Origin of the sequence: Bhargavaea ginsengi (assembly GCF_900109165.1) — a bacterium.
GTDB lineage: Bacteria > Bacillota > Bacilli > Bacillales_A > Planococcaceae > Bhargavaea > Bhargavaea ginsengi.
Genome location: NZ_FNZF01000003.1, coordinates 268,753 through 287,348 on the forward strand (window position 1 = coordinate 268,753; position 18,596 = coordinate 287,348).

At 52.6% G+C, this 18,596-nt stretch carries 21 protein-coding genes; 9 read left to right on the forward strand and 12 right to left on the reverse strand.

Annotated features, from left to right (window positions below):
* Positions 1-15 precede the first annotated feature (15 nt).
* From BMX91_RS10090 to BMX91_RS10100, 3 genes are all read left to right on the forward strand, one after another.
* On the forward strand, positions 16-1,866 hold the full coding sequence (locus BMX91_RS10090) for a DNA ligase D (RefSeq protein ID WP_177168345.1): 1,851 nt from the start codon (positions 16-18) through the stop codon (positions 1,864-1,866).
* A 602-nt stretch (positions 1,867-2,468) separates the two neighbouring features.
* The gene (locus BMX91_RS10095; protein WP_143059371.1) at positions 2,469-3,638 is read left to right on the forward strand and encodes a ParM/StbA family protein; all 1,170 of its coding nucleotides are present in this window, start codon (positions 2,469-2,471) and stop codon (positions 3,636-3,638) included.
* On the forward strand, positions 3,619-3,987 hold the full coding sequence (locus BMX91_RS10100; RefSeq protein ID WP_092053305.1) for a hypothetical protein: 369 nt from the start codon (positions 3,619-3,621) through the stop codon (positions 3,985-3,987). The genes BMX91_RS10095 and BMX91_RS10100 overlap by 20 nt, the downstream gene beginning before the upstream one ends.
* A gap of 27 nt (positions 3,988-4,014) precedes the next feature.
* Here BMX91_RS10100 and BMX91_RS10105 read toward each other — a convergent pair whose 3' ends face one another.
* On the reverse strand, positions 4,015-4,203 hold the full coding sequence (locus BMX91_RS10105; protein ID WP_245744386.1) for a PspC domain-containing protein: 189 nt from the start codon (positions 4,201-4,203) through the stop codon (positions 4,015-4,017).
* 139 nt (positions 4,204-4,342) lie between these two features.
* On the opposite strand from BMX91_RS10105, the gene BMX91_RS10110 reads away from it, so the two are divergent.
* A complete protein-coding gene (locus tag BMX91_RS10110) occupies positions 4,343-4,894 on the forward strand; it encodes a GNAT family N-acetyltransferase (RefSeq protein WP_092053311.1) in 552 nt (183 codons plus the stop codon).
* Positions 4,895-4,987: 93 nt separating this feature from the next.
* Here the strand turns inward: BMX91_RS10110 and BMX91_RS15760 are convergent, their stop codons facing one another.
* The 8 genes from BMX91_RS15760 to BMX91_RS10145 all read right to left on the reverse strand — a co-directional run bounded on the left by BMX91_RS15760 (position 4,988) and on the right by BMX91_RS10145 (position 12,090).
* The gene (locus BMX91_RS15760; RefSeq protein WP_177168346.1) at positions 4,988-5,149 is read right to left on the reverse strand and encodes a hypothetical protein; all 162 of its coding nucleotides are present in this window, start codon (positions 5,147-5,149) and stop codon (positions 4,988-4,990) included.
* An 82-nt stretch (positions 5,150-5,231) separates the two neighbouring features.
* Entirely contained in the window at positions 5,232-6,422 is a 1,191-nt protein-coding gene (locus BMX91_RS10115; RefSeq protein ID WP_092053314.1) for a DHH family phosphoesterase, read from the reverse strand.
* A 189-nt stretch (positions 6,423-6,611) separates the two neighbouring features.
* The gene (gene aac(6') / locus BMX91_RS10120; RefSeq protein ID WP_092053317.1) at positions 6,612-7,058 is read right to left on the reverse strand and encodes an aminoglycoside 6'-N-acetyltransferase; all 447 of its coding nucleotides are present in this window, start codon (positions 7,056-7,058) and stop codon (positions 6,612-6,614) included.
* Complete coding sequence (locus tag BMX91_RS10125; protein WP_092053320.1) at positions 7,030-7,275, reverse strand: hypothetical protein; 246 nt, start codon at positions 7,273-7,275, stop codon at positions 7,030-7,032. The genes aac(6') and BMX91_RS10125 overlap by 29 nt, the downstream gene beginning before the upstream one ends.
* Before the next feature lie 12 nt (positions 7,276-7,287).
* Positions 7,288-8,070 carry a phosphotransferase family protein gene (locus BMX91_RS10130; RefSeq protein WP_092053323.1) on the reverse strand — a complete coding sequence of 261 codons (783 nt, stop codon included), beginning with the start codon at positions 8,068-8,070 and terminating at the stop codon, positions 7,288-7,290.
* 1 nt (position 8,071) lies between these two features.
* Complete coding sequence (locus BMX91_RS10135) at positions 8,072-8,524, reverse strand: hypothetical protein (protein WP_143059372.1); 453 nt, start codon at positions 8,522-8,524, stop codon at positions 8,072-8,074.
* Between the two features lie 16 nt (positions 8,525-8,540).
* Complete coding sequence (locus BMX91_RS10140) at positions 8,541-11,672, reverse strand: DEAD/DEAH box helicase (RefSeq protein WP_092053329.1); 3,132 nt, start codon at positions 11,670-11,672, stop codon at positions 8,541-8,543.
* Between the two features lie 16 nt (positions 11,673-11,688).
* A complete protein-coding gene (locus tag BMX91_RS10145; protein ID WP_092053332.1) occupies positions 11,689-12,090 on the reverse strand; it encodes a (deoxy)nucleoside triphosphate pyrophosphohydrolase in 402 nt (133 codons plus the stop codon).
* Between the two features lie 129 nt (positions 12,091-12,219).
* On the opposite strand from BMX91_RS10145, the gene BMX91_RS15765 reads away from it, so the two are divergent.
* Both BMX91_RS15765 and BMX91_RS10150 read left to right on the forward strand, forming a co-directional pair.
* Positions 12,220-12,357, forward strand: coding sequence for a hypothetical protein (locus BMX91_RS15765; protein WP_177168329.1), 138 nt, complete (start codon positions 12,220-12,222; stop codon positions 12,355-12,357).
* 100 nt (positions 12,358-12,457) lie between these two features.
* Entirely contained in the window at positions 12,458-12,841 is a 384-nt protein-coding gene (locus tag BMX91_RS10150) for a VOC family protein (protein ID WP_092053974.1), read from the forward strand.
* Positions 12,842-12,898: 57 nt separating this feature from the next.
* Here BMX91_RS10150 and BMX91_RS10155 read toward each other — a convergent pair whose 3' ends face one another.
* Entirely contained in the window at positions 12,899-13,081 is a 183-nt protein-coding gene (locus tag BMX91_RS10155; RefSeq protein ID WP_092053335.1) for a hypothetical protein, read from the reverse strand.
* Between the two features lie 199 nt (positions 13,082-13,280).
* Complete coding sequence (locus BMX91_RS10160) at positions 13,281-13,565, reverse strand: DUF6509 family protein (RefSeq protein ID WP_092053338.1); 285 nt, start codon at positions 13,563-13,565, stop codon at positions 13,281-13,283.
* 148 nt (positions 13,566-13,713) lie between these two features.
* Between BMX91_RS10160 and BMX91_RS10165 the strand changes: the two genes are divergently transcribed.
* The 3 genes from BMX91_RS10165 (at position 13,714) to BMX91_RS10175 (ending at position 17,478) form a co-directional block, all read left to right on the forward strand.
* Positions 13,714-15,141, forward strand: a complete 1,428-nt coding sequence (locus tag BMX91_RS10165) for a trypsin-like peptidase domain-containing protein (protein ID WP_092053341.1) — start codon at positions 13,714-13,716, stop codon at positions 15,139-15,141.
* Between the two features lie 220 nt (positions 15,142-15,361).
* Complete coding sequence (locus tag BMX91_RS10170; RefSeq protein ID WP_092053344.1) at positions 15,362-16,072, forward strand: response regulator transcription factor; 711 nt, start codon at positions 15,362-15,364, stop codon at positions 16,070-16,072.
* Positions 16,069-17,478 carry a sensor histidine kinase gene (locus tag BMX91_RS10175; RefSeq protein WP_092053347.1) on the forward strand — a complete coding sequence of 470 codons (1,410 nt, stop codon included), beginning with the start codon at positions 16,069-16,071 and terminating at the stop codon, positions 17,476-17,478. Before BMX91_RS10170 ends, BMX91_RS10175 begins: the two co-directional genes overlap by 4 nt.
* A gap of 31 nt (positions 17,479-17,509) precedes the next feature.
* On the opposite strand, the gene BMX91_RS10180 is transcribed toward BMX91_RS10175, so the two are convergent.
* Positions 17,510-18,499 (reverse strand): M23 family metallopeptidase, encoded by a 990-nt coding sequence (locus BMX91_RS10180; protein WP_092053350.1) that lies wholly within the window; start codon positions 18,497-18,499, stop codon positions 17,510-17,512.
* Between the last annotated feature and the right edge of the window lie 97 nt (positions 18,500-18,596).

Below are 18,596 nucleotides of genomic sequence, written 5' to 3' on the forward strand. Positions count from 1 at the left end.
CCAAGGAGGCAAACCATGAAACCGATGAAGCTCACACCTGCGGAAACGCTGCCGGAGGGCTCCGGCTGGCTGTATGAAGTTAAATACGACGGTTTCCGTTGCCTTCTGGACTGGCGGAAGGAAGGAATCCGCCTGCTTAGCCGGAACGGAAATGACCTGGCGGACCGGTTTCCTGAAATCATCGCGGCAATCACGGAGGCGAGTGACGCGGCGCGCCCTTACTTGCCCCTCCTTTTAGACGGCGAGCTCGTCTTTCTTATAAACGACGTTAGAAGTGATTTTCCCGTCGTAGCACGCCGTTCCAGGCTCCGCACACAATCAGCGATCGAGGAACAGAGCCGCATGTTTCCTTGCCGATTTGCCGCTTTCGACTTGCTTGAGAAGGGCGGTGAAGACCTTCGGGCCATGACTGTCGAAAAGCGGAAACAAGCGCTTGGCGAGCTGCTGCGGGCGCTCGACTTTCCATTGGACATACACTACCTCGCCCCCTCATCGGTTCAGGGAGTGGCAGCCCATGCCAATCCGGAGACGCTCATGAACCGGCTGATCGCAGGAAACGGCGAAGGACTCGTCGCCAAGCGGAGCGGCAGCCGCTGGCAGGAAGGCATCCGATCCACCGACTGGGTCAAAATAAAAAACTGGCGAACCGTTCCGGTTGTCCTTACGGCTTTCGAAGCGGAAAACAGCAACTTTTCCGGCCGCATCCTTGACGAGGGGAACTGGCGAGAAGTTGTAACGTTGCGTCACGGATTCTCCGAAGAAGAGTCGAAAACACTCATTGCATTATTTAAAGCAAACGGAACAGAAGGACCGACCGGTATCTATACGCTCGCCCCGGCCGTCGTTGCCGAAGTGCTGACAATCGGCGAGTCGGGCGGCAAATTGCGGGAGCCCCGGTTTTCACAGTTTCTCTTGGATGAAGACCCGGAGACGGTCACCGTGCAACGCTACCGCCGTGCGCTTGAGCCGATTCCGCCCGGGGTCACCGTAACCAATCCGGACAAGCCACTTTTTCCTGAAGCCGGAATCGACAAGGACAGCTACCTGCTATACCTGCAGAATGTGGCGCCCCACCTGCTGCCTTGGCTTGAAAACCGTCCCCTCACCGTCATCCGGTACCCTCACGGCACGGATGATGCCGAACGGTTTTATCAGAAGCATGCCCCGGATTCCTTACCTTCATTTGTCCAAACTGCTGCCGGGGAAGAAGGAGAACTTCTGTTATGCGACAGTTTGGAGACACTACTCTGGCTCGGCAACCAGGCCGCACTCGAGCTGCACGTTCCTTTCGGCCGGTTAAGGGAGGGAGAAGAGACTCTGTATCCGGATGAAATTGTCTTTGATCTGGATCCGCCGGACGCCACGAAATTCCGGCTTGCCGTGGATGCTGCGCTGAGGCTCAAAAAAGTATTCGACGGATTCGGCCTGACATCGTTTGTAAAAACTTCCGGCGGAAAGGGAATGCAGTTATATCTGCCGATCCCTCCCGAAACTTTCAGCTATGAAGACACCCGGCAATTCACTTCCTTTGCCGCAGATTACCTTTGTGAGCAGGCACCGGAGCATTTCACAACGGAGCGGATGAAGAAGAAACGTGGTGGCCGGCTATATGTCGATTACGTCCAGCACGCCAGGGGAAAGACCATCATCGCCCCTTACTCCACACGCGGCTCTGGCCATGCACCTGTCGCTACTCCTTTGGAATGGCACGAACTGACTGAGGACCTTCGCCCTGAAATGTTCACGATCCGCACGGTTACCGAGCGGCTGCGCTCAAAAGGCGATCCATTCAGACTGATGGAGAAAGCCAGAGAAAATCAGCCATTTGGTGAAGTGTTGGAGAAATTAAAGGAAATGCTGAAGTAGACCGGATGTGCATAACTTTCTCTCCTAAAATCGTTTATACACATATTATCCACACATTAGAAATAGAATTTATGTATATTGCGATTGTATGTATTTTATCCACAGAGTTTCCGCCGACTCTGTGGATTTGTTCGTGACCCTAATTTTTACACAGAATGAAGGAGAAACAGATTGCCGGATTCAACGTAAATCAGAAAGACGGGAAAAGGGCAGCCCAAATATATGTAGTGAAAGAGTGAGGAAGGGAAGAAAAAAAACGGCCCGGCACCGACAAAATTTGCTATTGAAAATACTTATGTAATTAATGTCGAAAATAAGAGGCAGGGGAAGTATTACAAGATGTTTTTCATTCGCTCAAGTACCATAATTTACTTTTATTAACTCTCACACATTATGTTTCTATTGTGCGCACAAAGTACTCACGTAATACTCACAATTTCATACATACATTGTGCGCACAGTAGAAATATATTATCCTCCTAAAAGGCGGTTTTCGGCGATTTCTGTAGGAATTTTGTGCGCATATCCTACATATTCTCTATTTCTATCATGAGGAGGACGCGGTATAATCATTCCTAGAAACATATAGGGAGTGATTGGAAATGGCAGTACTCAAAGCCGGTGCCGATGCCGGGAATAATGCACTGAAATTATGGGTGAAAGATCATGAACCAATTCTGATTCCGACCGTCTACTCAATGTATATGGGCGAGACGACAGAACTGATGGATATGGAAGATATCCCGAAAGACGCTCTTCTTGAGAACATCGATGTCACGATCAATTCCAAGGCGCTTTCCTTTAACGGGCAGCGGTATGTGATCGGTGAGAAAGTGCTGAACGACAACCTTCCGGGCATCGAGCTCGAGAAACGTTCGGACAAGTCCGCTGACGAGATTCCTGTTCTTGTAACACTTGCAGGCCTTGCGATCGATGCGATGCGCCGCGAGTACAAGAAAAACAAGATTACTGTCACTTATGATCTGTCCGTGGCGCTGCCTGTCGGCATGATCACGCAAGAAGCGGCAAAAAACAATGCTGCCCGCTACATGGGGACACATGAAGTGATCTTCCACCACCCGTCCGGACGCAACGTGACCGTGACGATCAAGATCGAATACTGCAAGTGCCTTCCTGAAGGGGCAGCAGCCGCTTGGGGCGTCGTATTCGATGAGGGAGGAAAGCTGTCCGAACGGAAAGTCGAAGTAGGCGATAAGATCCTCAAGGTCGACTTCAGCGACAAGACGCTTCTCCACTTTGATATCGGTTCCGGCACGACGGAGATTGTCGTGACAGAAGGTGTCAGATTCAACCCGAAACTGTCGGAAGGCCTGAACTTCGGCGTGAAATCGGCGATCAGCGAGATCCTTAAGCGCTGGAACCGCAACCACCCGGTCAAGTCGATCGATTCCATGGCAGAATTCAACGAAATCTACTTTGATCCCGAGCACCCGCGCCACAACGAGCTCAAGGCAGAGTCCCAGACCGGCATTATGCAGCTTGCACAGCGCATCAGCCGTCCGATCATCAACAAGATCGACGACCTGAAGGATGACCCGTACGTCTTCATCTACGGCGGCGGAGCGGCCATCCTGAAAGACTACCTCCAGCAGATCCTCAACGCGAAGGAGCGCACGACCAACGTCACGTTCCTGCAGGACCCGATGTTCGTCAATGCGCGCGGCCTCCTCGTCTACACCTGCTCGCCTCGCTATGAGCAGCAGAAAGAAAAGGAATTAGGTGTGGTCGCAAGTGGCGCGGAATCGAAGTAAAACCTATCAGCAGGGGGAACGGATCAATATTTACCTGAGCCGCGATCTCACGCCGGAGTTCATCGACTGGATCAACACCCAGTCCGACCTTTCGAACTTTTTCCTGTACGCTGCCCAGCAGCTGTACCGGAAGACGGGCTTCGTCGATGTCGCTGAAGTCATGCCGAGAAAAATCAACTTCGAACTCGCCGGCGCGGAAGACCGGGATCTTTTCATCCCGGAGGCCGCCCCGCCGGCGCCTGTGCGCAAGGCAATGCCAATAGTGGAACCGGAACCCGAACCGGAACCGCCAAAGGAGCCCGCTCCCGCCTGGGGGGCACTTGACGACTTTGACGACCCGTTCGCATAAGAAAAACCCGCCAAACCGGCGGGTTTTTTATTTCTGCCTGAGCAGATAGGAATCTTCCAATGCCCATGACAGCACGAGATACACCCAAAGGGAGACCGAGATCGTCATGAGAAAAATCAGCCTGACGACAAACGATGAAATCCCGAAGAATTCCGCTATTCCCCCGCATACCCCAACAATTGCGCGGTCTTTCGATGACTTTCTGAGCTTTTTCAACCGGATCCCCCCTAACATACTATTGGCGATGTGAGCCCTGATCACCTTTTTCCGATATCCGGGCGGTACCGGCAGGAATAATCGCAGATGACGTCCAATAAGTATCAATCAACTGCCTGCACGGAAAGGAAGGAATCCGATGATTCAGTCTGCCACACGTCCACAAATCACGACGGAGCGCCTGTTGCTCCGCCGCTTTACCGCAGCCGATGCGCCGGAGGTCAGCCGCCTTTGCGACAACTACAACATGTACAAAAGCACGCTGAACCTGCCGCACCCCTACCCGCTGGAGAGCGCGCTGGAGTGGATCGCCACACATGAAGAAAGCTTTGCCGGCGGACAGCTGTATGAGTTTGCAATCACGGACAGAGTGACCGGCCACATTTACGGCGCAGTCGGGCTTTCCCACCAGCAGGCGCATAAGCACGGCGAAATCGGCTACTGGATCGGTGAAGAGTACTGGGGGCGAGGTTACGCTACAGAAGCCGTCAAAGCCGTGCTGGACTTTGCCTTCCGTGAAAAAGACATTCACCGGGTCTATGCCAGGTTCTTCGCGTCCAACCCCGCTTCGGGAAAGGTCATGGAAAAATGCGGGATGACTTATGAAGGCACGCAGAAAGAGCATTTCTATAAAGAAGGCCGGTACGAGGACCTTCTGCTATACGGTATCCTCAACCCAAACCACCAATAGTTATGCACAAAACCCGCCACTACCGGCGGGTTTCTATACGTTCTGCATTATCCACTTGTTGATAACTCTTCAATTTCGTTCCTGTCCACAGACTTATTCAGAATTTCCCTGATCCTGTGGATGAACGGACCCCTCTTCCACGTCCGCACATTGAAAACATTCGAGCCGTCCCGCTTCCGACACACCGTTCAGAAAACCGTCCAGGCAAAAGACGTCCTTGCCGCATGATTCGCATGTGCCTACCAGTTCCCGCATCAAGGTCCCTCCTTTTTCAATGCGTATTCGGCAAAAAAGGCGACGGGTCCTTTTTGGGGTACCTGTCGCCTTCCGTGCTATCTTATTCGCCCTTCTCCGCCTTCTCAAGCCGGTTCATCAGGAACTTGACGAACTGGTCGTCATTCAGCAGCCAGACGTTCCTCTCGCGCTTCAGGGCCTTCTCAGCGTCGGAGAATGATGCATACGTCTCTTCCTGAATGCGGCCGTTGCGTTCGACTCCCCAGCGGCCGTCTTCTTTCGGATGGACGAAGTAAAGGTCGCCTTCCGGTGCGCGGTAGATCGTGCCGAACGGCGATTCTTTCAGGTTGTAGCGGGTATGGCGCGCATCTTCGCGGAGCGGCTCTTTCTGGAATGCAGCTTCCACGTAGGAAGCAAACGCTTCTTTCGACATCGAGGCACCGCTCGCCTTGGCATGTCCGCCGCCTCCGAACGTGCCGGCCACTTCCGACACATCGACATCGTCATGCACGGTCCGGAACGAGACTTTTCGGCCGCCCATGTTCAGGATGACGATGTAGTCGAGATGCGGATTTTCCTTGCCGAGTTCGTTGCCGAGCTCCGAGTGATACGACTCGGCATGCACGACACCTGCGAATAGGCCGTCATGCTCGAGCTGCACCATTTCGCGGCGTTTCTTACGGATATAGCGCGACATCTTGTCGTCTTCCATGTCGAGCAGCTGCTTCTCGAACGGATCGAACTGGAACGGGGCGTCAGCCTGCAGACGCTCGAGCATCTTCGACTCGAACTCGTCAAACGATACCATGAAGAACAGCGCATTCAGGCGGCGGGCCTTGTCGTTGCCGTTTTTCTCCCATTCCCATGTATCGTACTGCCGGACAAGCTCAACGAACTCGTCCGCGGCGCGCGTGGGCTCCAAAAAGCCCTTGTCGATCAGCCAGGCATAAAGGAGCGACGTGGCCGACGTCAGCTTGCCGTCTTCCTGCTCGACTGTGACATTGCCCCATTCATACTCGTTCAGATGGAGCGCCGTTTTGTGATGATCAATTAGCGTCACTTTGCCGCCTTTTTTGATGAATTCCTCGATCCGGGTTTCGTTTTCCTCATCCACCGACAAGTCGGTGATGATCAGTTCCGTGCCGGTATTTCCTTCACCCAGGAACCGCTCCACTTCACGGTCCAGCATCTGGACGGAATTGTATCGCACGTTCACATCGTCCCCGAACGCCAGCTTCGCCACGATGCCGCAGCCGATGCCGTCCAGGTCGTTGTGGGACAATAATTTATACACCGAATCACCTCAAATAATTGCTTTGAACACTTAACCAAGTATACCCGTTTTCCGGGCGATTTTCTTCCAAAAGTAAAAAGGAGGAAGCCGAAATTCGTCATTCCTCCAGCTAGGTCCGCTGTATATGCACTTCTTCGCAATTAATATTGGAGTGCCCTCTCCATTGCCATGCATAGAAAACTTACTTCATCAGGCTTCTCCGATCGGCTTCGTAAAACAAATGATCCGATTGGCCTCGGTAAAGCCGAGGGCGAGATGGACTTGCAGGCTGATTTCATTATCCAGCTCACAGTCGCTCGCGAACTCGCTGCACCCCTGATCTTGCGCCCACCGTTCCGCCCGCACTACGAGCTCACGGGCGAAACCTTCCTGTCTGTAGGCCTCTTTAACAAACAGCCCTTCCAGATAGCCGATCGGGCTGGTCGATGTGCCCTCGACATAATCATGCCGGAGCTGGACTTGCGAGAATCCGACCGGTTCCTCTTCGTCAAACGCGAGAAAAACAGCCGCTTCCGGGTCCCCGATCAGTGCCGAAAACTCCCCTTCAAGTTCTTCTGCCGTATGGTCCGGCCAAAAAAGCAGGGGCAACTCCCCGGTCACCCGGGCATCATTCTGTGTCGCCTGCCGGATGTTCATGCGAAGCCCCCTTTTCGTCCAAACGCTCCAGTACCGCAGCAATGCCGTGCATCAGAATACCAATCGAGACGATAATCACGAGCACACTCAAGGCGACCATTAGATTCATCAGCCCGCCCTCAGGCCCCGCACCTGCATCAGCTGTTCCAATCCCGGCGATGATGCCGACAACGACCATCGCGCTGCCGAACAGCTTCAGCCAAAACGTGATCCCCATACTCTTCCCCCATTAGTAGAATTCGTATAGCCCTTCTGCATAATACTGGTACGTTTCAGGTGAAATGCTTTTTCCGTAAATTTCGAAAAAGAGATCTCGGTCTCCCGGCCAACTGAAGATACCCGGCTTCGGTCGGACGGCCAGCGCGATGTCGTAATCCGGGTCCCCCGATGCGCCTCCGCTCCAGTCGATGATACCGGTCAGCTGGCCGTCATTCACCATGACGTTGTCGACCGTGCAGTCACCGTGGATCAGACACTCTTCCGTAATTACAGGACGCGTCCTCTTTAATCGCTCCATCAGTTCAGGTGAGCCGTCCGTTTCATAGCGATGAAGATTGTCCTCCGCCTCTTCCAGCATACGGTCAATCCAAGGACGGTCCTGCTTAAGCACGGCCGGCACAGGCGTCTGATGAATCGCCCTTAGCGCCTCTGCAAATGTCTTGATGACCCGACGCCGCTCCATGGGGTCGGTTGTCCGCTTTAACGCACTCCGTACCGTCTCTCCCTCAATGAACGACATCAAAGCCCAACTGCAGGCCGGCTCTTCCAGGAAAGCAATCAGCTGAGGAACTGGCAAACCGGTTCCCGCTAGCTGTTTTAACACCCGGGCTTCACGCCTGAGCCATTCATCATACGGCGGCTGCTTTGAGCGCATTAGCACAAACTTCCCCCTATCAGTTGTCAACAGGGCCACTTCCGACGTCCCGCCCTCCGGCAGACTGTCCACATTGTGGATGGTACCGGGAAGTTTTTCAGTTATCCCCTTGGGGATATCTTCACGATGGATTGGCATGTTATTCACCTGTGGACGGCGTGACCTCAGCCGGCATGTTCAGTTCCACCTTAATCGTTCTGGAACCGTCACTGGTCACCCGCCAGTTTGAGGACAGCATATCTTTAAACTGCTCCAGTTCAGACGAAGTGAGCCGGAGACCCTGGATTCCCGTCTCCATTACTGAATAGTCCCGATCCTCTTCTTTACCGAAACGCATCCGCAGCAGGTTCTTTAATCCGTTGAACGTTACGAACTTCACTTCATAGCCGTCAGAGAGAGCCGACCGAAATGACGCCAGATCCTTTTGTGCAGCCTTCACCAGCACACTGTAATCAAACCGTGGTTCGATCTCTTTTAGCCCTTCAGTGTCTTCCTGCTCGACAAGAGTGATGATTTCTTCGTTTGACACCCCTTTGCTGCGGAGCGATTCGACCATATAGGCCTCCATTAGGGAGAGTTTTGGTTTGGTCAATGGATGTTCCTCCTACTTACACGATACTTTTATTCGCCTTTGGAACTAGGTGAGCCGGCATTGGTGTATCAAGCTCCCAAACAAAGCTCACTGGTTGGCTTCCTTCATGGCTCACATAGTTTGCCGTTCCCAAGAATGTAAATGGCGACGTAAATCCGTCTTCCATTTTGTATTCTCTTACAAACAGGGCAATCTGCTGTCCACTTTTCTGGTGATGAATATAGCGCTGTGCTGTTGGGCTCGTATCAGCTGTACGGCTTTGTGATTGCCAATGAAATAGTCGATCGCTAATTGCGTAGTCTTCATACATTGTAGACTCCGAGAACTCCTTGTCAGATTTGTTAAGCGTAATAAAGAACACATCCGTCTTTACCGGCTCAAAGTGTTTGACTCCCTCACGGAACGCGGGTGCCTGCTGGTCATTATAATAGTCAAACGCTGCCATGATCTGATCAGTCGTATAGCGGCCGTGTACTCGCAACGGAGATGGATAGGTAAACGGTGACGGATGATCGACGTGATGAATATTTTCATAACAGACTTCTAAAACAGCTAAAATCTCATTTTTATTATCCTCGTATCCAAGTAGGTCTCGCAGCGCCTCATCCATTGATTCAAAATCGATCTCGTTAGGCTGTTTGCGATAAAAAGAGTAGTAAAACATGCCAACCATTAGCTGATCCTGCTTTGACAGAGTCTCTGTTCCATTCACATATCGAGTGATAAATTGAATAAAGTCTTGTGAGTCAATGTGAAATAGCTTGTGAATTTGCTTTTTCATCACTTGCACATATGGGTTATCAACCTGTTCTCGTAGACCCGCCTCAGCTTTTAGCTCCTCGAATGTTCGATTGCGCTGTGTTCCGTAAAACTCTTGAAGTGAAAGCTGTTCATACTTCAAGAAATTTCGTAATGTCAGCGGTTGGCCGGTGTCTTGCTCAAAGTAACGAAGCTTGTCAACGAGTTGTTTCTTCGAAGTTTTGCTGGCTTTCACATTTCGCAAGACATATTCCTTAGCTTGTTTCTCCATCTGAATCACAGAGCCCTTCGGCAAATATGAGAATCCATTTTCCACGTAATGACGAATGGAATGCTTAGTCGGTCCAACCAGCGCCCTAAATTTTTCTTCGAACGGGTAATCTTTATGCGCTTGTCCGATAAAGTCCAATACAGTTAGACATTCCTTATCCTCGTATAACCGCAACCCTCGGCCGAGCTGTTGAAGAAAGACCGTCAAACTTTCTGTTGGACGCAAAAACAGGATCGTATTAACTGCAGGGATATCCACGCCTTCGTTGTAAAGGTCAACAACAAAGATCATTCGAATCACACCTGATTCCAACTTCTGTTTTGCGGTTTCACGTTCTTCATCTGGAGATTTTCCGTGAAGTGCAATAGACGGTATCCCTTTTTTGTTAAAGTATTTCGCCATGTAAACGGCATGCTCAACAGACACACAAAAACCAAGTCCTTTTACGCTGTCAATCGAAGTCACATAGCGGTGAATCGCTTGGATAATCAAATCGCTCCTACGGTCATTGGACGTATACAAATTAGTGAGCTGATCTGTATCGTAACCTCTCCTCGACCATCTCATTGATGACAGGTCAACGACGTCTGTTACGCAAAAGTAGTGAAATGGGGAAAGTAGCTTTCGGTTGATTGCTTCGGTCAACCGCATTTCCGATGCGATGTAGTCGTCAAAGTAAGTCAAAATGCTTTGTTGGTCCATTCTCTCCGGGGTTGCCGTTAAACCAAGCAGCACTTTGGACTCGTAATGGTTTAACAATCTTTGATAAGCAGCTGCAGCAGCATGGTGGAATTCATCGACAATAATCATGTCATAGAAATCAGGAGACGTTCTTGACGCCATCTGCTTACTGTTCCAACTTTGGATGCTCATAAATAAATGGTCCATCGATGATGGAACGTGCTGGCCAACAAACAATTCCCCAAAGTTAGCGTCTTTTAGAATCGCCCGGAAGGTTGCTAAACTTTGAGTTAAGATTTCCTCACGGTGAGCAACGAAAAGCAGCCTAGCGTTCGGATTGGCTTTTAAGATCCGTTTAAAGTCGAACGCAGAAATAACTGTTTTCCCTACTCCCGTCGCAGCAACGACCAAATTGCGGTATCGACCATGCACTTCACGTTCAGCTTGTAGTTCATCTAGTATTTCCTGTTGATAGTAATACGGGCTTATATCTAAATGATAAGCTGCCTGTTCCTCTGCCACTCGATCTTTTGTGAGACTTGAACTAAGTAGAAGCCAGGAGCGGTCTTCGCTCAACGATTGGAACTCTTCATCGTTCCAATAGCTTTCAAATGTCGCCTTAAATTTACGAATAATATCGAAAGAATCCTGCTCTGTGACTTTCAGGTTCCACTCTAGGCCCGACGTAAGAGCAGGATTAGATAAATTGGAGGACCCGATATATGCCGTACTAAAGCCGGTTTCTCGCTTGAATAAATAAGCTTTAGCATGTAGCCGGGTTCGTTCTTTGTCGAGAGACACTCGTATTTCGGTATTTGGGAGTTTACTGAGCTCCTCAAGTGCCTTGTAATCCGTAGCCTCCATATAAGAAGTGGTGATCACTCTAAGCTTTCCACCTCTTGTAGTAAACTGACGAAGTTCATCAAGTACGATCCGAGTGCCAGACCACTTCACGAACGAGACAAGCCAGTCGATTTCATCAGCAGAAAGGATTTCCTTCCGAAGTTCTTCAAGCATGTTCGGTTCAGCTTGAGAACCGGTAAATAAGGAACTTTGGGAAATAGATGTAACCGGACGAACTGGCTTTTCGTTTTTCAGTGCATATACAGAATTCAACTTTTTATAGATGGAAGTCAGAATCTCTCCATGTTCATCGAGTTGCAGTTGTAGAAATTCTTCTTCACGAAGCTGTTCACTCAAGGTCTGGATGATTTGGTTACAGACTTTAATTTGCGTGAGAAGTTTGCCATCGGCTTTGTTCTCTCGAACCCGTGTGAGGGCTTTTTTCGTTACAGCACCTATATAAGCGGATAGGTAGGTCTTTGACTCTTCCTCATCAAGTTCTTCTGTATCAACGGCATATAGCTCCAGCGAAAGTGCGTCTAAGTCTGTACGGATCTTCTCGTTAATTAGTTGCTCATATATACCTTGCTTCATATTGTTTCGCTCCTTTTCATTGGAGAGAATGTAAGGACTGGAGTTTTTGGATTGCTGGTATATCAGCCGGTGCCCAGTCGAGAGTATGTAAATTTTTAGGTTCGAGCCATTTTACATCGATATGTTCGGTTAACTTTAAATTGCCGTTTACTAACTCACAATGGAACGTTGTCAAATGAACGATGCCAAATTCGTATTCATGAACGGTATGTTCAACTTGTTCTCCAACGTCTATGTCACAGTTCATCTCTTCTTGAATTTCACGAATCAATGCCTCTTCCAGCGATTCCCCCTGCTCAATCTTCCCACCTGGAAACTCCCATTTATAAGCAAGGGGCTTCGTGGCACCTCGTTGAGCACAAAGAATTTTCCCGTCTTTCCAAATCACAGCTCCTACTACACGAATGTTCTTTTTCATGCTCCCACCCCAATTCCCACTTTATTTACAGCCTATCATACCTTGATCTCCCTTACTCTAAAGGCTTAAGGAATAAAACCCCTAAATCTCACCCAACCTAATCCCATCCCTAAGAAAGGAGGGATTAGGTTGAACAAAAAGCTATTCGGTTTTATGTCTGTCCTGTTGTCAGCTGGACTTCTGTTCGGTTGCGGGAACGGAGTCGATGAAGATGAGCCGGATCCGACAGAAGAGCCTTCTGAGCAGCAGGAGCAAAACGAGGACTGATGATCAGCACCGCCCAGGCGGTGCTTTTTTGATGAGTTTAGAGGAATTCTTCTCGCCTTATAGAAGGCTAAGATTAGCCCTTACTGAAAGGTGGATGATGATGAATTCTACTGTTTCGCCGATTGCCGGCAAGGTAAACAATGTGTTTATTCATGTCAGTGATCTGAAGAAGTCCGCAGCGTGGTACAGCCGATTGCTCGGCCTGCCGTTTGATGAACGAGATGTGAAGTCGCCTGTTTACAACATTCCCGTTACTTCGCAGGCCGGCTTGACACTGGATGATCACACGTTTGATCCCAGCTTTCGCCTTCAGCCATCAGATCACGTGCTGTTCAACTTTTATGCCAAGGATATCGACGAGGCTTACCGGTTCATTCAGGAAAATGACATTCCGGTCGCAAGAGAGATTGAGCGTATCGGTGATTTCGCCTATTTTAACTTCCGGGATCCGGACGGCAATGTGCTGATGATCTGCAATAACTGATGCCACAAGCAATGAACAGCGCCCTCCCGCATGATGCAGGGGGCGCTGTCCGCTTGTTTACTGATACGTGATATTCCTGAGTTCCTCTTCACCGAAGCCGTTCTCCCGCTGGAACTCCGTGTCCTGTTCCTCGCGGGCGGAATGGACCGGACCGCCCTCATCGATCATGTTGAGGACCGCGTGGTCATCACCGTGCTGGAAGTCGGTCAGGTTCGGCTTGCCGTTCGGATGCCTTACCATGTATATCCCTCCTTACCTGTACTGTGCCAGAGAGACTTGGAGACAGACAACCTTTCTTGTTATCATTATACGAAAATTCCGTCCCTTTAGAAAGAGGATTGCACCAAAACTTACGGTTGTTTGTCTTTTGGGCTGAAGGGAAGAATATGTGCTGAAGCTCAGCCATGAAAAAACGGACCGGTGCATCCGGTCCGTGGGGTCATGCGTCCTTATGGGTACGGCAGTAATCGAGGACTTCCTGTTCTTCATCTTCTTCCAACGCAAAGCCCATCGGCGTGCCGGTGGCGGCTTCGATGAAGTCGTAGTTCGCGATCCATTCGCGGCCGTCCTTTGAAGCAAAAAGAACACGGAGTTTCGCGCCGCTTTCAATGTACAGCTCGTCCTCTTCGTCAATGTCGAGATCCAGGAAGAACTCGTAGCGGTCCCCTTCGATAATTCCTGTCGGGTCGTTCAGCAGTTCAACCGTGTGGCCCGTGATTTCCATATGCAACATCCTTCCGTTCCTTGATGGTGGTTATATTATACCCGACAGATGCGGGAGGAACGCGAAGAAATCGAATTTGAGCGTTGTTAATAGTTTGTTCATACTTGCCCCTTAAAGTGGAGTTAACAGAAACAAGGAGGAAATACGGATGACAAATGACCAAAACAGCCGGGAACCCGGCGATAATCGGCATGATTCCATCAATGAAAACCCCATCGGACCGGCTGAGCCGGATATTCGTGAACAGGAATGGCAGCACGGCGAGGACGGGGTTCCCGAGCATCTGCCGGAGGAACTCATTGCCGGAGAGACGCGGGAAGAGGCGTACCGCTCCGATATGCCCGGAGCCGCGGAGGAAAATGAAGCGGCCATCCGCGGCGAGCGCGACAGGAAAAAACGCGGCGGCGCGGGCTGGCTGCAGGCAATCGGAGGCGGGGTCGCGGGCTCGGTCCTGACGCTTGCCATCGCCGTCCCGCTCCTGAACGGAGACCCTGCTGAAACCAACCAGCCTGCAGAAAGCGGCCTGCAGTCCGAGTCTCAGCAGCAGTCGACGGGTGAAGTGACGAAGGTGTCGACGGACGGGTCGCTCGCCGACATGGTCGAGCAGGTATCCGGATCAATCGTCGGTGTCGTGAACTTTCAGCAGCAACAGCAGCGAAATCCGTTCGGCGGCGGTTCAGGCAGCGGCCAGGATATCCCTGCCGGCACCGGCTCCGGCGTCGTCATCAAGAAAGACGATGAGTCCGCTTATATTGTGACGAATAACCACGTCGTCGAAGGGGCGACGAAACTTGAAATCTCGCTGTCCGACGGTGAGCGTGCAGAGGCGGAGCTGGTCGGTGCCGATGCGCTGAGCGACCTCGCCGTCGTCCGCGTCGACGCAAACCTGGTGGACGCCGAACCGCTTCCGTTCGGCGACTCGGACGCGCTCAGGGCCGGAGATTCGGTTGTCGCGATCGGCAACCCGCTTGGTCTTGAACTGTCCCGCTCGGTGACGGAAGGGATTGTAAGCGCGACCGACCGCTCGATCAGCGTCGACACATCGGCCGGCGAATGGGAGATGAATGTCATCCAAACTGACGCAGCCATCAACCAGGGCAACTCCGGCGGCGCGCTCGTCAACATGAACGGCGAAGTGATCGGCATCAATAGCCTGAAAATTGGCGGCTCCGGCGTCGAGGGACTTGGATTCGCCATCCCATCGGATGATGTCGTACCGCTCGTCGAAGAAATGCTGGAGTCGGGCCATGTCGAGCGTCCTTATGCCGGCATCTCGATGTATGATGTCGCACAGATTCCGCGCGGTTACCTGGATGGCCTGCCAAACGACATCTCCGAGGGCGTCTACATCGCCGGGGTCGATCCGGAAGGCGCTGCCGGGAAGGCCGGCATCAAGGAAGGCGACGTGATCACCGCCATCGACGGTGAAGCGATTGCAGACGGCCAGGCACTCCGCCGCTATCTCTACTCCGAGTTGGAGGTCGGCGACCAGGCGGTGTTCACCGTCTACCAAGACGGCAAGAAGACCGAGATCCCGGTCACGCTCGGGTCAAATAAAGCCTCTTCCCCTTCATGATGAGGATGTGCCCGCCGGATTGCGTCCGGCGGGTTTTTTTTATGGGGAGTGGACGATGATTATCGAGACATTCAGAGGGAGTATCGGGACATTGGCGGGAAGCGTAACACTCGCGGTCCGTTCCGTAACACTCACAGCCCGTTCCGTAACACTCGATTCCGGCCGCCCCCGTTTTGCAGGTGAACCGGAGCATTGTTTATACTTAAAGGAGTGAAATCTGATGCGAAAGGAGGCGGAGACGGTGAGGATTCTTGTCATTGAAGACAGCGAGAGTGTGGCGTCGATGATCGGGATGTTTTTCTCGCAGGAAGGCATCGACGGGACGTTCATCACCGACGGTGACGAGGGCTACCGGGAGGCGATGACCGGCGTGTACGACTGCCTGATCATCGACTGGATGCTTCCGGGGATGGACGGCGTAACGATCTGCCGGCAGGTGCGCGAGGCGGGACTGGATGTGCCGGTCATCATGCTGACGGCAAAGACGGCCGAGGAAGACCAGGTGACGGGGCTTGAAACCGGTGCTGATGATTATGTGACGAAGCCGTTCAGCCCGGCGGCGCTTATGGCCCGGATCCGCGCCGTGACCCGCAGGTATGGGAAACTGCCGCAGCAGGAGGAGGACGGCCTGATCCGCACCCGGTATTTCCTGATCAACGAGAAAACACGGGAAGTGCGTCTTGACGGTGAGCCGCTTCCCGGCCTCACACCGAAGGAATTCGATCTGCTTGCCCACTTTGCCCGTCACCCTAAACAGGTCTTCTCACGCGAGCAGCTCATTGAAAGCGTGTGGGGATACGGTTTTTACGGCGATGACCGGACGGTAGACGTACATGTGAAGCGCCTCCGCTCCAAGACGGAATCGGGCGGACGGCAGTTTTTCCATACCGTCTGGGGCGTCGGCTACCGGTTTGAGGAGATGGACGGATGAAGTTCCGTTATCTCTACCAGCTGATCGCCAGCCATATCGGCGTCCTCCTCATCGCCTTCCTTATCCTGACACTGCTGTTCGCCCACTTCGCCGAGCAGCTGATCTATGAAGACAAGACCGATGAGCTCGTGTCCTACGGGCGTAACCTGATGGGCGACCTGTCGGAAGAACCGGGGCAGACCCGACGGACACTCGGTGAATATGGGCGAGTGCTCGAAGGCCGGGACATTCAGTTCAGTTTATTCGACTCGGACTCAGCGGTGATTTACTCTTCTGGAAGGCCTGCGTCCCTCATCAAGCTGCGCCAGGAAGAATGGGACAAGATCCGGAGCGGCCAGGCCATCATCGTGAATCAGGAGTTTGAGCGGTCGGATGTCGGCGTCACCTTCACTCTACTGCCCTATATCCGGGGCGGCCAGTTTACCGGAGGTGTGCTGCTTACTTCCCCGATCTCCGGTTCACGGGAGATCATCTCCGAGTTGAACCGCTACCTGCTCTGGGCGATGCTTGCGGCGCTTGCCGCCTCCCTTCTGCTCGGATGGGGACTGTCCGCCTTCCACGTCAAGCGTCTCAAGCGGCTCCGGGATGCAGCTTCACGCGTCGCTTCCGGCGATTACTCGGTGCGCGTCCCCGCCTCAAAAGTGGATGAAATCGGCGAGCTGTCCGAAGACTTTAACGGGATGGCGGAACAGCTGGAGGAATCGATGGATGAAATCGACCGGCTTGAGAACCGTCGCCGGCAGTTTATTGCCGACGTCTCCCATGAGATGCGTACGCCGCTCACGACAATCCGGGGGACGCTCGACGGACTCCGGGACGGCATGATCCAGGAAAAAGAGCGGGAGCGGGCGCTCGCTCTGGCAGGCAAGGAAACCCGCCGGCTCATCCGGCTCGTCAACGAAAACCTGGACTATGAGAAGATCCGCTCCGGACAGATCTCGCTCGAGAAAACGGAGATTCCGCTTGACGACTTCCTCTCCATGATCGCCGAGCAGCTGGAGCCGCTCGCGGATGAAAAGGGCACGGCCATCCGGCTGGAAGCAGACAGCAGCGCCCTCGTCTTCGCCGATTATGATCGTCTGACCCAAATTCTGATCAACATCACGAAAAACAGTATCCAATTCACCCGGGACGGCACAATCACGCTCCGTGGGTACATGGACGGGGAAACTGCAGTCATTGTGATTGCCGATACTGGCGAGGGCATCGAACCGGAAGACGTCGAGCGCATCTGGGAACGGTTTTACCGCGCCGGCGTCTCCAGGACATCCAACCCGTTCGGGGAATTCGGCCTCGGACTGTCGATCGTCCGGCAGCTTGTGAAACTGCACGGCGGCACAATCCGGGTTGAAAGCGAAAAAGACGCAGGCACACTGTTCATACTGCGCTTTCCGCCAAAAGAGTAAAAGGGCCTCCCGCACCGGGAAGGCCCTTTCGCTATTTTCTCTCTTCTTTCTCCCACCGGTTCAGCGACGGATACGGATCAAACGCCCATTCGGAGCGGCCGTCGAATTTGTACATCCCATAATGGAGATGGGGCGGGAACTTTCCGGAAGTCCCTTCCTTGCCGTATCCGGAACTGCCGACATAGCCGACAACGGTTCCCGGCTCGACGACTTGCCCTTCTTCGATTCCTTTTTCAAAGCCCGAGAGATGAGCATAATAATGATATACGTTGTGAGCATCGCGAATCCCGACCCGCCAGCCGCCGAACTCGTTCCAGCCTTTCATCTCGATCACACCGTATGTGACGGACCGTACCGGAACACCATAAGAGGCGAACAGGTCGGTCCCTTCATGCATCCGGCGGCCGCCCCAGCCGCGCCTGGCTCCCCATGTGCTCCTGTAGGTGTAATGGTGGGTCTTAGGCAAAGGAAACACATGGGCGTCGAGTTCGATGGTGCCGAAGCTGCGGAACAGTTCGTCGATCGTCATAATTTGCCGCACGGCCTCTTCGCTGCCGAAGAATTCGTATAGCGCGAGACGCCGGTCCTGCGTGTCTCCCCCATTTTTTCCGATCGTATTTGCAAGTGTATAAAGAATGTCCTCGGGGTCTTCAGGGTCGGCCTTTCCGTCACCATTGCCGTCCAGGCCGCCGCCTTCGAAAAATTCGATGGCCGCGGGATCGCTTTCTCCGTGTTCCGGGTTCGGGGCGCCTGACCAAAATTCCTCTTCAAATCGGAATGCAATGGGGCCTTCGACTTCCTCCAGATCATTCCGGACACGCTGGATATTCCGCTCATACCTGTCGATTGCCGCCAGCGTATGCCACGGGACAGCAGGCGTCTCGTACGTCATATAAAGACTCATCCGCTCTTCAGCAATGGACTGCTCACTTTCCTCTCCTGAATCTTCCGCCCGGACGATCGTTACAAAAAGGACGGAAAGCAGCAGCAAATAGGCCGGCAGCCAAATGGCGTGGCGCACGGGTCATAACCTCCCTTCACCTTCTTAGGCTTGCCGGCCGCTCCGTTCTCATGAGTGGCAATTTGCGGTTATATTAAGGTTGATTCAAGCTAACATT

What these genes read in the sequence shown, in the direction of transcription:
- BMX91_RS10090 (WP_177168345.1), top strand. Translation starts at nt 16, where the DNA reads ATGAAACCGATGAAGCTCACACCTGCGGAAACGCTGCCGGAGGGCTCC.
- BMX91_RS10095 (WP_143059371.1), top strand. Translation starts at nt 2,469, where the DNA reads ATGGCAGTACTCAAAGCCGGTGCCGATGCCGGGAATAATGCACTGAAA.
- BMX91_RS10110 (WP_092053311.1), top strand. Translation starts at nt 4,343, where the DNA reads ATGATTCAGTCTGCCACACGTCCACAAATCACGACGGAGCGCCTGTTG.
- BMX91_RS15760 (WP_177168346.1), bottom strand. Translation starts at nt 5,149, where the DNA reads ATGCGGGAACTGGTAGGCACATGCGAATCATGCGGCAAGGACGTCTTT.
- BMX91_RS10125 (WP_092053320.1), bottom strand. Translation starts at nt 7,275, where the DNA reads ATGGGGATCACGTTTTGGCTGAAGCTGTTCGGCAGCGCGATGGTCGTT.
- BMX91_RS10130 (WP_092053323.1), bottom strand. Translation starts at nt 8,070, where the DNA reads ATGCCAATCCATCGTGAAGATATCCCCAAGGGGATAACTGAAAAACTT.
- BMX91_RS10140 (WP_092053329.1), bottom strand. Translation starts at nt 11,672, where the DNA reads ATGAAGCAAGGTATATATGAGCAACTAATTAACGAGAAGATCCGTACA.
- BMX91_RS10145 (WP_092053332.1), bottom strand. Translation starts at nt 12,090, where the DNA reads ATGAAAAAGAACATTCGTGTAGTAGGAGCTGTGATTTGGAAAGACGGG.
- BMX91_RS10150 (WP_092053974.1), top strand. Translation starts at nt 12,458, where the DNA reads ATGAATTCTACTGTTTCGCCGATTGCCGGCAAGGTAAACAATGTGTTT.
- BMX91_RS10155 (WP_092053335.1), bottom strand. Translation starts at nt 13,081, where the DNA reads ATGGTAAGGCATCCGAACGGCAAGCCGAACCTGACCGACTTCCAGCAC.
- BMX91_RS10160 (WP_092053338.1), bottom strand. Translation starts at nt 13,565, where the DNA reads ATGGAAATCACGGGCCACACGGTTGAACTGCTGAACGACCCGACAGGA.
- BMX91_RS10165 (WP_092053341.1), top strand. Translation starts at nt 13,714, where the DNA reads ATGACAAATGACCAAAACAGCCGGGAACCCGGCGATAATCGGCATGAT.
- BMX91_RS10170 (WP_092053344.1), top strand. Translation starts at nt 15,362, where the DNA reads ATGCGAAAGGAGGCGGAGACGGTGAGGATTCTTGTCATTGAAGACAGC.
- BMX91_RS10175 (WP_092053347.1), top strand. Translation starts at nt 16,069, where the DNA reads ATGAAGTTCCGTTATCTCTACCAGCTGATCGCCAGCCATATCGGCGTC.